Annotated in this window: 11 protein-coding genes; 5 read left to right on the plus strand and 6 right to left on the minus strand. The window is 68.2% G+C overall.

All coding sequences use genetic code 11. The annotated features are described in order from the left end of the window. The first annotated feature begins 183 nt into the window (after positions 1-183). Positions 184-450 (plus strand): hypothetical protein, encoded by a 267-nt coding sequence (locus tag CJ177_RS16235; protein WP_005251693.1) that lies wholly within the window; start codon positions 184-186, stop codon positions 448-450. 1 nt (position 451) lies between these two features. On the opposite strand, the gene CJ177_RS16240 is transcribed toward CJ177_RS16235, so the two are convergent. After that, on the minus strand, positions 452-1,075 hold the full coding sequence (locus CJ177_RS16240) for a CatB-related O-acetyltransferase (RefSeq protein ID WP_179443245.1): 624 nt from the start codon (positions 1,073-1,075) through the stop codon (positions 452-454). A gap of 190 nt (positions 1,076-1,265) precedes the next feature. Here CJ177_RS16240 and CJ177_RS16245 point away from each other — a divergent pair, with 190 nt between their 5' ends. Continuing rightward, positions 1,266-2,603 carry an HNH endonuclease signature motif containing protein gene (locus tag CJ177_RS16245; RefSeq protein WP_095868124.1) on the plus strand — a complete coding sequence of 446 codons (1,338 nt, stop codon included), beginning with the start codon at positions 1,266-1,268 and terminating at the stop codon, positions 2,601-2,603. Here the strand turns inward: CJ177_RS16245 and CJ177_RS16250 are convergent. After that, entirely contained in the window at positions 2,549-3,058 is a 510-nt protein-coding gene (locus tag CJ177_RS16250) for a nitroreductase/quinone reductase family protein (RefSeq protein ID WP_005251697.1), read from the minus strand. The two genes, CJ177_RS16245 and CJ177_RS16250, sit on opposite strands and share 55 nt — an antisense overlap. A gap of 62 nt (positions 3,059-3,120) precedes the next feature. Between CJ177_RS16250 and pta the strand changes: the two genes are divergently transcribed. Beyond that, positions 3,121-5,241 carry a phosphate acetyltransferase gene (gene pta, locus CJ177_RS16255; protein ID WP_095868125.1) on the plus strand — a complete coding sequence of 707 codons (2,121 nt, stop codon included), beginning with the start codon at positions 3,121-3,123 and terminating at the stop codon, positions 5,239-5,241. Continuing rightward, positions 5,238-6,431, plus strand: coding sequence for an acetate kinase (locus tag CJ177_RS16260; protein ID WP_005251699.1), 1,194 nt, complete (start codon positions 5,238-5,240; stop codon positions 6,429-6,431). Before pta ends, CJ177_RS16260 begins: the two co-directional genes overlap by 4 nt. Positions 6,432-6,434: 3 nt before the next feature. Here the strand turns inward: CJ177_RS16260 and CJ177_RS16265 are convergent, their stop codons facing one another. The 3 genes from CJ177_RS16265 to CJ177_RS16275 are packed head-to-tail and all read right to left on the minus strand — an operon-like array spanning position 6,435 to position 11,124. Further along, positions 6,435-8,756: a serine/threonine-protein kinase gene (locus CJ177_RS16265; RefSeq protein ID WP_095868126.1), complete on the minus strand. Its 2,322-nt coding sequence runs from the start codon at positions 8,754-8,756 to the stop codon at positions 6,435-6,437. A gap of 8 nt (positions 8,757-8,764) precedes the next feature. After that, positions 8,765-9,745, minus strand: a complete 981-nt coding sequence (locus CJ177_RS16270) for a glutamate ABC transporter substrate-binding protein (protein WP_082833640.1) — start codon at positions 9,743-9,745, stop codon at positions 8,765-8,767. After that, the gene (locus CJ177_RS16275) at positions 9,742-11,124 is read right to left on the minus strand and encodes a hypothetical protein (RefSeq protein ID WP_061701232.1); all 1,383 of its coding nucleotides are present in this window, start codon (positions 11,122-11,124) and stop codon (positions 9,742-9,744) included. Before CJ177_RS16275 ends, CJ177_RS16270 begins: the two co-directional genes overlap by 4 nt. A 124-nt stretch (positions 11,125-11,248) precedes the next feature. Between CJ177_RS16275 and CJ177_RS16280 the strand changes: the two genes are divergently transcribed. Next, positions 11,249-12,007: an NUDIX hydrolase gene (locus CJ177_RS16280; RefSeq protein WP_005251707.1), complete on the plus strand. Its 759-nt coding sequence runs from the start codon at positions 11,249-11,251 to the stop codon at positions 12,005-12,007. On the opposite strand, the gene thiE is transcribed toward CJ177_RS16280, so the two are convergent. Continuing rightward, complete coding sequence (gene thiE / locus CJ177_RS16285) at positions 12,008-12,706, minus strand: thiamine phosphate synthase (RefSeq protein ID WP_005264846.1); 699 nt, start codon at positions 12,704-12,706, stop codon at positions 12,008-12,010. Positions 12,707-12,727 lie beyond the last annotated feature (21 nt).

The following is a 12,727-nucleotide window of genomic DNA, read 5'->3' on the forward strand; positions in this document are numbered from 1 at the left end:
TCTGGTGTACAAATAGTGGACAACTTGCGGGTAGTTCTTCGGGCGTCAAGGCCTCGGTGATGATCCCCACAACTGCGACCCAAGGCTTGCTCAAAATTTGCCGATCGTCTGTAGTGAGTTCTCGGCAGCGGGCCCGGATGATCCCTTGCCCTGGCATCACCCTGCAGAAAGCGGAATGAACCCATGTCTGATCAGAAGAGTGCCGCCCAGCCCCACAGCCTCGACGTCGTCGTCGGCGCTCGCGTTCGGGTCCGCCGCGACTCCGACGCTCCCGCGCCCGGTGTCGTGATCGAGGATTTCGCGGACCTGTCCCAGTCGGAGGGACTCCTCGGACGTGATTGGGCACCCGTGCACCGCTGGGCCGTCGCGCTGGACGACGGACGCCTCGTGTTCGCCGACGACGGCGAACTCGACCTCGAGACCGACGCGCCGCAGGCGGCGCGCGGCTGATTCAGCCGAGTCCGGCGGCGATCTCCAGGAGTTGCTCGACGGTGCCTGCGGCGATGGTTCGCACATGTTCGGTGACGGCGGAAATCGGCCAGTCCCACCACGCGATCCGCACCAGTGCGGCGATCTCGGATTCCGAATAGCGGTCCTTGATGTGGACGGCCGGATTCCCGCCCACGACGGCATAGTCCGGCACGTCCCGCGTCACCACCGAACCGGTCGACACGATCGCGCCGTGTCCGATGCGGACGCCAGGCATGATCGTCGCGTCGCCTCCGATCCACACGTCGTTGCCGACGACGGTGTTGCCGCGCGACGGTAGATCCGCGAGTAGATCGGCGTGCTGGGCCCACGACCCGCCCATGATCGGAAACGGGAACGTCGAGACTCCGCTCATTCGATGGTTTGCGCCGTTCATGATGAACGTGGTCCCGGTCGCGAACGCGCAGAACTTGCCGATGATCAGCCGGTCCGGCCCGTAATGGTGCAGAACATTGCGCGTTTCGAACTCGTCCGCGAACTCGGGAGCGTCGTAGTAGCTGTACTCCCCGACCTCGATCAGTGGATTCTCGATCAGAGGTTTGAGGAGGACCACGCGAGGCTGACCCGAAACGGGATGCAGGGTCATCGGATCCGGTGCGGCATTCGTGGGCAACTACTTCTCCATTCCTCGGCGCAGTCAGGTTTGCGCGATCTCCTGTATAGCGCCGTACGGTCCTGTGCCGCACTCACTTTTGCCGGGGTGTGGCTATTGCCATTGTTCACGAACTCTTGCTAGTGTCGAACATGTATTCGAACGACCTTGGGGGAGGTTGGTTGTGGGGGAATTGGTGGCAGCGGATCTGGAGGAGTTGCGTGCGTTCACGGCGCGGCTGCGATGCGTCGAGGCGGGTGGGGACGCCGGGGTGGGGATCGAGTGGCTCGATGCGATCGAGGCGTTGAAGTCGGTCGGGTGCGCGGTGCAGGCGGTGATCACCGACGGCGTCGCGACGAGTATTCGCGAGGACCGCAGGGCTCGGGGGTTGCCGCGGGCAGAGTGGGACCGGGGCATCGCGTCGCAGATTGCGTTGGCCCGCAGGGAATCCCCGAACCGCGGCGGGCGACATCTGGGGTTCGCACAGGCGTTGGTGCACGAGATGCCGCACACCCTGGCCATGTTGCGGACCGGGCGGTTGAACGAATGGCGAGCCACCCTGTTGGTGCGCGAAACAGCCTGCCTGTCGGCGGCGGATCGGGGCAGCGTGGATCGCCGGTTGTGTTCGGACCCGGCCATTCTCGACGGGGTCGGGGACCGCGGTCTGATCGCACGGGCGAAGGCGCTGGCGGTGGAACTCGACGCCGCGTCCGTGGTGCGGCGGCATCGTAAGGCGGTGTCGGAGCGGCGGGTGACGACGCGGCCGGCGCCGGATTCGATGGCGTATCTGAGTGTGTTGATGCCGGTCGAGCAGGCGGTCCGTCTGCAGGCCACGCTGGGGCGGGATGCGGACAGTTTGATCGCCACCGGCAACAGTGGTGGCCGGACCCGCAATCAGCTGATGGTGGACCTGTTGTTCGACCGCGGCACCGGGCGGGCCGCTGCTGGTGGTGTTCCGGTGGCGGTGAATCTGGTGCTTTCCGACGAGACCTTGCTGGCCGGTGGGCACGAGGCCGCGCAGTTGCAGGGGTTCGGGCCGATACCGGCGGGGATCGCCCGGCAGCTGGTGGCCGACGCCGCCGATGGTGACACCGAGATGTCGCTGCGGCGGGTGTATTCGTGCCCGCAGTCGGGGGCGCTGACCGCGATGGAATCGCAGGCGCGCACGTTCCCGAAGAGCCTGAGACAGCTGATCGACCTGCGGGACCGGACGTGCCGAACCCCGTGGTGCGATGCGCCGATCCGGCATCGCGACCACATTCGCTCACGCCGAGAGTCCGGTGCCACGTCGGCGGACAACGGGTCCGGGCTGTGCGAGGCGTGCAATTATGCGAAGGAAGGCGACGGATGGTCCGCCCGCGCAGTCGACAACCCCGGCGGCACCCACCTCATCGACGTCCGCACCCCGACCGGGCACCAATACCGGTCGGCGGCGCCACAGCTCCCGGCCCCGACACTGCGCTCGGCTCACGAGGCGGTGAGAGCGAACACCCGCATCGTGCGGTTCGTTCGATGCTCGTAGACGCCGTAGACGCGCACCATCTCGTCGAATTCGCGATAAATCCGTGTCCGCTCCGGTTCGGCGAGGAGAGTCGCGGTGACGGGGATGTCCTTCCCGCCGATCGTGACCTTCGCGTTCGGCTGGGCGAGAAGGTTCCCGGACCACGCCGGGTGGTGATCCTGCCCGAAGTTGCTGCCCACGACGAAGATCTGCTCACCCTCGCGGTAGTACAGGAGCGGGCTGGTCCGTGGTGCGCCCGACTTGCGCCCCGTCGTGGTCAGCAGGACTACCGGAGCGGCGATCGGACCGAGGATCGTGAAGCGTCCCCTGGTCTTCTGGAGGAGCCGGCGGTCGACTCCGGCGAGTTTCCGGATCAGCAACGATCCGGGTCGGGTGGCGGCAAATTTGGCTGCGGGTTCGCGGAGGAAGCTGTTCTCGCTGCCCCATCGGACGTCGGGGAAGGGTGATTCGGCCATACGTCATCTGACCGCCGGGCGGGTGCGCTGTCAATCGCCCTGATCCGGTGGCCGGATACGCTATGGCCATGGCTGCGCCAGCGACACCCTCACCCGTGAATCCGCCCGCACGTCCTCAGCCGTCGAGCGTCTACATCGCCTCACCGGAGGGGGACACCGGCAAGTCCACCATCGCGCTGGGTGTGCTGCAGATGCTGTGTGCGTCCGCGGCGAGGGTGGGCGTCTTCCGTCCCATCGCCCGATCGACGCAGGAAACCGACTACATCCTCGAGTTGCTCCTCGAGCACACCACGGCCGACATCGGGTACGAGGAGTCCCTGGGGGTCACATACGAGCAGGTCCACGCCGATCCCGACGGCGCGCTCAGCGAGATCGTCTCCCGGTATCACCAGGTGGCGGCGCAGTGCGATGCCGTCGTGGTGATCGGCAGCGACTACACCGACGTGGCCAGCCCCAGCGAACTCGGCTACAACGCCAGGATCGCCGTGAACCTCGGCGCCCCGGTGTTGCTCGCCGTGAAGGGAGCGCGGCGCACCCCCGACGAGATCGCCCAACTAGCCCAGCTCGCCATCGGTGAACTGACCGCTCACCACGCCCACCTGCTGGCCGTGGTCGCCAATCGGTGCGACCCCGACCAACTCGATGCGGTCACCGACGCGTTGGCGGTCACCGGTGTGCCCGCGTGGAGCCTGCCCGAGATCCCCCTGCTGGTCGCACCGACCATGGCCGAGCTCCTCGAGGCGATCGACGGCAGCCTGTTCAGTGGCGACCCCGAGCTCCTCCACCGGGAGGCCCTGCGGGTGATGGTGGGCGGAATGACGGCGGAGCACATTCTCGAACGGTTGACGGAGGGCACGGTGGTGATCGCCCCGGCCGACCGTTCCGACGTGCTGCTGGCGATGGTGAATGCGCATGAGGCCGAGGGATTCCCGTCGCTGGCGGGCATCATCATGAACGGCGGGCTGATGCCGCACCCGGCACTCGCGAAGCTGATGGCCGGCCTCAAGCCGCGGTTGCCGATCCTCACCACCGGACTGGGCACGTTCGACACGGCCAGCGCGGCCGCGCAGACCCGTGGCCGGGTGGCGGTCGGTTCGCAGCGCAAGATCGACACCGCGCTGAGTGTCATGGAACTCCGGGTGGACGCACCCACCCTGCTGGAGCGGTTGAAGCTGCCGATCCCGTCGGTGGTGACTCCGCAGATGTTCGAATACCAGCTGATCGACCGCGCCCGCCGCGACCACAAGCACATCGTGCTCCCGGAGGGCGACGACGACCGCATCCTCCGCGCGGCGGGGAGACTGCTGCAACGGCAGGTGGCGGAGCTGACGATTCTCGGCGACGAGGTGCAGGTGCGTCGCCGCGCGGCGGAACTCGGCGTCGACCTCGGTGACGCGCAGGTACTCGACCCCCGGACGTCCGAACACGCCGGTCCGTTCGCCGAGGAGTACGCGCGGCTCCGCGCCCACAAGGGCATGACCGTGGACCGTGCCCGCGAGGTGATGACCGACATCTCGTACTTCGGAACCATGATGGTGCACTTGGGAATCGCGGACGGCATGGTCTCCGGTGCCGCGCACACCACGGCGCACACCATCCGGCCGTCGTTCGAGATCATCAAGACGCAGCCGGGGGTGTCCACGGTGTCGAGTGTGTTCCTGATGTGCCTGTCCGATCGGGTGCTCGCGTACGGGGACTGCGCGGTGGTGCCCGACCCCACGGCCGAACAGCTGGCCGACATCGCGATCTCGTCGGCGCAGACGGCGTCCCAGTTCGGCATCGATCCGCGTATCGCGATGCTGTCGTACTCGACCGGCGACTCCGGCAGCGGCGCGGACGTCGACAAGGTGCGCTCTGCGACGAAACTCGTCCGCGAGCGTCGCCCGGACCTGTTGGTGGAAGGCCCCATTCAGTACGACGCTGCCATCGAGCAGAGCGTGGCCGACAAGAAGATGCCCGATTCGGCGGTAGCCGGGAAGGCGACGGTCTTCATCTTCCCCGACCTCAACACCGGGAACAACACGTACAAGGCCGTGCAGCGCAGCGCCGGCGCCATCGCCGTCGGGCCGGTGTTGCAGGGCCTCAACAAACCCGTCAACGACCTCTCCCGGGGGGCGCTGGTCGAGGACATCGTGAACACCGTGGCCATCACCGCGATCCAGGCGCAGGGAGCAGAGCAGTGACCGAGGGGTCTGTACTGGTAGTCAATTCCGGTTCGTCGTCGATCAAGTTCCAGCTGATCCACCCGGACACCGGTAAGTCCTCGGCGTCCGGTCTCGTCGAGAGGATCGGGGAACCCGAGGGGCGCATCGTCTATCACCACCGCACCGGATTGGCGGAGCGCCACGTTCACATCGCCGACCACCGCGCCGGGCTGAAGATGGTGTCGGACATCGTCGCCGAGGTGGGTCGGCCTCTGCGGGAGGCGGGGATCGTCGCGGTCGGCCATCGCATCGTCCACGGCGGCGACGTGTTCTTCGAACCCACGATCATCGACGACGCAGTGGTGCAGTCCATCTCGGACCTTTCGGCCCTTGCGCCGCTGCACAATCCGGCGAACGTGATCGGGATCGAGGTGGCGCGGGAGGAGTTGCCGGACATCCCGCACGTCGCGGTGTTCGACACCGCGTTCTTCCACACCCTGCCCGCGGAGGCGTCGACGTATGCGATCGACCGGCAGGTCGCGAAGGAGCACTCCATCCGGCGGTACGGCTTCCATGGCACGTCGCACCAGTACGTGTCGGCGCGCGCGGCCGAGTTCCTCGGCAGGGACCTGTCCGAGCTGAACCAGATCGTCCTGCACCTGGGGAACGGTGCCTCGGCGTCCGCGATCCGCGGGGGCCTGGCCGTCGACACGAGCATGGGGCTGACCCCGCTCGAGGGACTCGTCATGGGAACGCGGTCCGGGGACGTCGATCCCGGCGTCATCCTGCACCTGCACCGCAGCGGGATGGGTGTCGATCAGATCGACGACCTCCTGAACCGGCACTCCGGACTCAAGGGCCTGTCGGGGGTCAACGACTTCCGGGCGCTCCTGACGCTCGTCGGCCAGGGCGACGAGGCTGCGGCGTTGGCGTACGACGTGTACGTGCACCGACTCCGCAAGTACATCGGCGCCTACCTGGTGGAACTGGGCGGCGTCGACGTCATCACGTTCACCGGGGGAGTCGGCGAGAACAACGTCGACGTCCGCCGCGACAGCCTGGCCGGGCTGGGGCGCCTCGGCATCGTCGTCGACGACGACCGCAACCGCGCGGATTCCCGGGATGCGCGCCGTATCTCGGCGGACGAGTCCGACGTTCAGGTGCTGGTCGTGCCCACCAATGAGGAGTTCGCGATCGCCCGTGCGGCGGTGGAGCTGATCGGCGCCTGAGCGTTACAGCAGGCTCTTGGGCCGGATGGTGTTGGCCAGATCCACCAGCGTGTACCGGTGAGTGCGCTCGGGGGCGTTGCGGGCCAGCGCCCGCAGGCCGGCCTCGGCGCCCTTGCGTAGTCCCCGTTCGGTGAACGGCACACCGAGGATCTGCTCGAGTTCCGTCGCCGAGGTGTGACCGGCACGCATCCAGTCCAGTGCGGTGCCCAGTACGAGCGTGCGCATCTGCAGTGCCCGGCTCTCCTCGGGTGCGAGCGCGGCGACACGGAGTGCAGCCTCCCGGAGGGCCGATTCGTCGATCTCCTCGATCGGCTTGCCGGACAACAGCATCAGCACGCTCGTCATCCGGGCCATGGTGAAGTGCCGGGACGTCGCGGGAACCTGATCGAGGGCGGTGATGGCACCGGGCAGATCTCCGCGTTCGGTGAGTTGCCGCGCCAGACCGAATGCCGCACTCACCATGCTGTGGTCGGTCCGCCACACCGTCCGGTAGTACTTCTCGGCGAACGTCCGCCACTGGTGGGGGTCGGAGCTCTCCCAGTGCTGCAGAATCAGTTCGGCGGTGGCGGCGAGCGCAAGTTTGGGTGCCGTCTCCCCGGGCATCGCCTGCAGTACGGATTCGAAACGGGAGAACGCCGTCTCGTAGTCGCCGTCGATGAGCGTCGCGAGTCCGGCGTACCAGTCGACGCGCCAGTTCCCACCCATGTCTCCCTCCACGTCGCGGAGGAGTTCGGTGGCGGTGGCGGCGTCACCGAGATCGAGGTGCGCCTTGATCTCGGCGAGCGTGAGTTCCCGGGAGAACGACACGTCCAGGTCTCCGACGACCCGTTCGATCCCGTTCTCGCGCGCGTGCCGAATGGAATCCAGCGTCTGCTGCGGCTCGCTGTGCACCGCGGCGGCCAGGAGCGGGGCGTTGGGATCGGTCGGGTCGATCAGGGGTACCGCCAAAGCCTGCGCCACCGACTGCGGATCGAGATTTTCGTCCCGTTCGACGCCGTCGACGTACACGTCGGTCTGCTCGACGGCCTCGTCCGTGCCGAAAGTCGTTCTCTGCTTGCTGAACACGGTCGACAGTCCGGGATGCTCCTCGCCGGTCTGCTGCGCGAGCACCTCCCGCAGCACCGCTGTGAGCTGACCCGTCATCTCCTCGGCCGACGCGAAACGCCTGCTCGGATCGGGGTCGGTGGCGCGCAACAGGAGTCGGTGGAAGAACTCGTATTCCGCGAGGAGCGGCGCCTGCTCGGGGGACGGGATCCCGTCGAGGTACCGGCCCTTGTCGGACGGCATGTCGAGCGTCAGCACGGCGAGTGTGCGCCCCACCGTGTAGATGTCGGATGCCACGGTCGGGCCGGTCTTGACGATCTCCGGCGCCTGAAACCCGGGCGTGCCGTACAGGTAGCCGTAGTCCTCGATGCCCGCGACGGCACCGAGGTCGATCAACTTGAGGGCATCCTCGGTGACCATCACGTTGTCGGGTTTGAGGTCGTTGTACACCAGACCGGTGGAGTGCAGATACGCCAGTGCGGGAAGGATTTCGAGCACGTAGGCGATGGCCTGCTCGACCGGCATGCGTTCGGGCTTCGCGTGCGTCGACAGGACGTCCCGCAGCGAGTGACCGCCCACGTACTCCATCACGATGTACCCCATCGGGGTCCCGTCCGACCGGGGATGCTCCACGAAGTTGAAGATCTTCACGATGCTCGGGTGGGCCACCTCGGCGAGGAACTGGCGTTCGGCCACCGCCACGGCCTGAGCCTCGGCGTCGCCGAAGTGCAACAGGCCCTTGAGCACCACCCACCGGTCACTGACGTTGCGATCGATGGCCAGATAGATCCAGCCGAGGCCGCCGTGCGCAATGCAGCCCTGTACCTCGTACTGGCCGCCGATCAACTCGTTCGGGCCGAGAAGCGGCCGGAAGTCGTACGTGGCTCCGCAGTTGGGGCACAGACCGAACTCGGAGCCCTCGGACGTGGCGCCGGTGCGGCCCACCGGCTTGTTGCACTTCCAGCAGAAGCGCTTGCTCTCGGGGACTTTCGGCTCGGTCATCACGGCGGACGCCGGGTCGAGTGTCTTCACGACGGGAACCTCGACGAGACCGCCGCCGAGACGCAGGCGCTGCCCGGACCGGGTGCGCGGTGAGCGCGTCGAGCGGCCGGTGCCGGACGCGCCGGACGGCCGGGACGTCGGTGCCGCCTGGGTGGCCGGACCCTCGTCCGGTTCTTCCCGGACCGCGGCCTGCGTGGCGTCCTCTTCCGGCTCCCGGACGGCGGCCTGGGTGGCGATGTCCGGGTCGGTGGACTCCGGATTCTGCGAATGCTGCGGCATGCGTCCCCTCAGTCCTGGTACACGGCGGACGGCGGGGCGGGGGACGGCCCCAGCATCGACAGCCACTGGTCGTACATCCTGGTCCAGGTACCGTCGCGGCGGATGCGTTCGAGCGTGCCGTTGACGAACCGCACCAGGTCCTCGTTCGACTTGGTGATGCCGACGCCGTACGGCTCGGCGCCCATGCTGTCTCCGACGATCTCGAGATAAGGGTCCTGGGACGCCAGACCGGCGAGGATCGTGTCGTCGGTGCTCACCGCATCGACCTGCCGCTGTTGCAGGACCACCAGGCAATCCGACCACATGGGGACCGTCAGGATGTCCGCGGTGGGCGCCACCTGCTGCAACCGTGTCAGCGACGTCGTGCCGCGGACGACGCAGACCCGTTTCCCGTCCAGGTCGGCGGCGCTGCGGATCGGGGAGCCCTTCACGACGAGAACCCGCTGCTGCGCCTCGAAGTACTCGGAGGAGAACGCCACCCGTTCCTTCCGGTCGCAGGTGATGGTCATCGTCTTGGCCACGATGTCGACCATCGACTCCTGAAGTGCCTTCTCACGATTCGCCGACGTGAGGATGCGGTACTCGAGCCGGTCCGGATCGCCGAACAGGTCCCGCGCGATCTCCCGGGCCACGTCGACGTCGAAGCCCTGGATGGCACCGGTCGCCGGATCGCGGAAACTCATCAGATTGCTGCCCGTGTCGAGGCCGACGACGAGACGCCCCCGCGCGCGGATGGCGTCGACCGTCGGCATCGGCGGTGCGGCGTCGGTGTCGGGGAACGGGCGCAGGCTCGCGGTGGGATCGCCGCAGTCCTTCTCGGGAGTCGGCGGCGCAGCGCTGGTCTCGGGCGCCGGCGTCGCGGCCGCGGGAAGCGGGGGCTCGGTGTACGACACGCTCGGCGATCCGACGTGCTCGGGACTCGACTCGGCGCACCCGCCGATCAGCAAGGCGGCCGCCACGAGCACCAGCGCGATCCGGCGCCGCCTCACTGATATTCCCTCAATCGAGGCCACAACCCGATGATAATTCCGCCGAACGTGATCAGCGTCAGGACGAGGGCACCGGAACCGAGCGCGGTCAGCACCCGGGCCGCGGATTCGACGTTCGACCGCAGCCGGTCGCGGGCGGTGCCGATTCCGTCGGTGAGCGCGTCGTCGACGGCGGTGAACTGAGCCGCGGAATCCGAAGGTCCCGGTCCGATGGCGACCATTGCCGCCGAGACGAAGTCGCCCTTGGCGAGGATCTCGTTCATGCGGTCGTGTGCCGAAGACCAGCGCGTCCACGCCTCCTGCGCCCGCGCCACCTCGTCGTGGCCAACCGCGCGGTCGCCGTCGTGGGGGTAACTCGACAGCAGGGTGTCGAGCTGACCGGACTTGTCCTCGAAGACGGCGTCGTAGTCACCGTTCGAGTCGCGGCGGACCAGTTTGAGGGTCTCCTCGGTGCGCGCCTGCTGGGCCAGGATGCGGGCCGCTGTCAACTCGTGCATCGGGCGGGCGCCCTCGGTCAGCGCCCGCTTGGTGTCGAGGGAGGAGATCAACCCGGCGACCAGCATCCACGCCAGGAGGATCGCCGTGCACGACGACGCCACGATCAGCCCGAGATTGAACGTGCGCCGGCTGAGCCTCGCGATGACGATCTGGGCGACGATCAACGCGACGAGTGCGACGAGGATCAGGATCAGCGCCAGCCAGGGCGGACGGGAGTAATCCCGCTGCGTGTCCGCGACGTCGGCTTCCTGCTGGGCGTGCAACTGCTGCGCCATCGGCAGCATGCTCGTCTGCATCAGCGTGGACGCCTCGCTGAGATAGGCCGCGCCGACCGGATGACCGGTGCGATTGTTGGCGCGCGCGGTCTCGACGAGACCGGAGTAGACGCTGAGGTCGGTGGAGATGGAGGCGAGCAGGCGGCGGCTGTCCACGTCGCTCGCCGCGAGACCGCCGGACGCGTACACGAGGTCGGCGGAGGCGGTGCCGATCGCCTGCGCGTAGGTGTCCCGGAGTTCGGGCGGTTCGAGACCGCCGGAGATGAACGCCGTCGTGGCCGCGGCGTCCGCCACGGACAGGGCGCTGTAGAGGTTCTGTGCCGAGAACGACAGCGGTTCCGTTTCCGCGAGGACGCTGTCGAGGGTGGCTTCCCTGCTGTTCACCGTCGAGGCGGCCACGAACCCGGCGGTGAGGGTGAGCAGGACCAGGAGGGCGCCGAGGGCGGTGAGTTTCGCGGGAGTCGACTCCAGGAACGCGCGCAGTTCCTTGCGGCGCGCCACCGCGGGGTCGACGTCGTCGTCCGCTGCGGCAGACAATGCGCGGCTGCCGTGGGGTTCGATCGACGGTGCCACACGCAGAACCACCTCGCACCCCTCCCGTGTCATGGCCGCACCTTGTGGGGAGCATATAAGCAGCGGTCGGTTCACGACTGCCGACGGGCAGTTCCGGAAGAAACCGTTAGTGTGAGGGAACTGCAGGGAGACCCATCAGGTCGGACAGGGGTAGTCGATGCGTGGTGACGGTGACGGTTGGGCAACCGGGCCGGACGGCAGTCGTCATTGGGGCAAGCACGGTGCGGCCGGGTTGTTGCTGCGTGCGCCGCTCCCCGACGAGACGCCTGCCGTGCTGCTACAGCACCGTGCGGTCTGGAGTCACCAGGGCGGTACGTGGGCGTTGCCCGGCGGTGCCCGGGACAGCCACGAGACCACCACCCACGCCGCGGTGCGCGAGGCCCACGAGGAAGCCGGCATCGAGAGCGCGGCCATCCGTGTCCGCACCGAGGTCGTCACGATGAAGGCCGCGAGCGGCTGGAGTTACACCACGGTGATCGCCGACGCCGAGCGCCCACTGCCCACCGTCGCGAACGGCGAGAGCACCGAACTGCGCTGGGTGCGGGAAACCGACGTCGCCGGGTTGCCGCTGCACCCGGGATTCGAAGCGGGGTGGCCGCAACTGCGCACCACCGAGGTGCGATTGCTGCTCGACCGGCACGACGTGCTGGGTGAACGCGGCGCGCTGGCACAGTTGTCGAAGGCACTGCCCCGCACGGTGCACCTGCCCGACGGCACCTACGGGTGGTTGCCGCGCGTCGAGGTGCTCGAGGCCCTGGACGCCGTCGGCCGCCTCGCCGAACCGGCCGGCCACGGCACCACGCTGGGAACGGTGACGGCGATCGTCACCACCGATCCCGACCTGATCGAACAGTTGCCGGCCACCATCGTGGTCCTGCCGCCCGCCACGGTGCTGGACTGGCTGGATCAGCCGTAACTACGCGTTCTGCTGCAGCAGGGCGGACAGCGAGCGCGCGGCGGCCTGCGGATCGCGGGCCTCGGTGATGGCCCGGACGACGACGATGCGGGAGGCACCCGCGGCGAGGATCTCCGGAACCCGGGACTCGTCGATGCCGCCGATCGCGAACCACGGGCGGTTCGGCTCCGAGTCGGCGGTCGATCGCACCAGATCGATGCCCGACGCGGTCCGTCCGGGCTTGGTGGGGGTGGCCCACACCGGTCCGGTGCAGAAGTAGTCGACGCCGTCCTCGATCGCCGCCAGGCTGGCCTGGGCGCGGCTGTGGGTGGAGCGGCCGATCAGGACGTCGGAACCCACCACGGTCCGTGCGTACGGGACGGGCAGGTCGCCCTGGCCGAGGTGCAGCACGTCGGCCCCGGCCGCCAGCGCCATGTCGGCGCGGTCGTTGACCGCGAGCAGCGCCCCGTGCCGCCTGGCCGCGGCCGCGAGCACCGACAGCGCCGCCAGTTCGTCCCGGGCGTCCATCGTGCCGAACTTCTTCTCTCCGGCCGAGCCCTTGTCGCGGAGCTGGATGATATCGACGCCGCCGGACAGTGCGGCCTCGGCGAACTGCGCCAGGTCGCCCTTCTCGCGCCGAGCATCGGTGCACAGGTACAAACGTGCTGTTCCGAGGCGGCGCCGACGGTCCGTGAGGTTGCTGTGATGCGAGGTGGTCACGGCATGACGGTAGCCTCTACG

This window comes from Rhodococcus sp. ACPA1, from assembly GCF_002300195.1.
In the GTDB taxonomy this organism is placed as follows: Bacteria; Actinomycetota; Actinomycetes; order Mycobacteriales; family Mycobacteriaceae; genus Rhodococcus_F; species Rhodococcus_F opacus.

Excerpts from the sequence above, each read along its gene's own strand:
- CJ177_RS16235 (WP_005251693.1), top strand. The coding sequence starts at position 184 with ATGTCTGATCAGAAGAGTGCCGCCCAGCCCCACAGCCTCGACGTCGTC.
- CJ177_RS16240 (WP_179443245.1), bottom strand. The coding sequence starts at position 1,075 with ATGACCCTGCATCCCGTTTCGGGTCAGCCTCGCGTGGTCCTCCTCAAA.
- CJ177_RS16250 (WP_005251697.1), bottom strand. The coding sequence starts at position 3,058 with ATGGCCGAATCACCCTTCCCCGACGTCCGATGGGGCAGCGAGAACAGC.
- pta (WP_095868125.1), top strand. The coding sequence starts at position 3,121 with ATGGCCATGGCTGCGCCAGCGACACCCTCACCCGTGAATCCGCCCGCA.
- CJ177_RS16265 (WP_095868126.1), bottom strand. The coding sequence starts at position 8,756 with ATGCCGCAGCATTCGCAGAATCCGGAGTCCACCGACCCGGACATCGCC.
- CJ177_RS16275 (WP_061701232.1), bottom strand. The coding sequence starts at position 11,124 with ATGACACGGGAGGGGTGCGAGGTGGTTCTGCGTGTGGCACCGTCGATC.
- CJ177_RS16280 (WP_005251707.1), top strand. The coding sequence starts at position 11,249 with ATGCGTGGTGACGGTGACGGTTGGGCAACCGGGCCGGACGGCAGTCGT.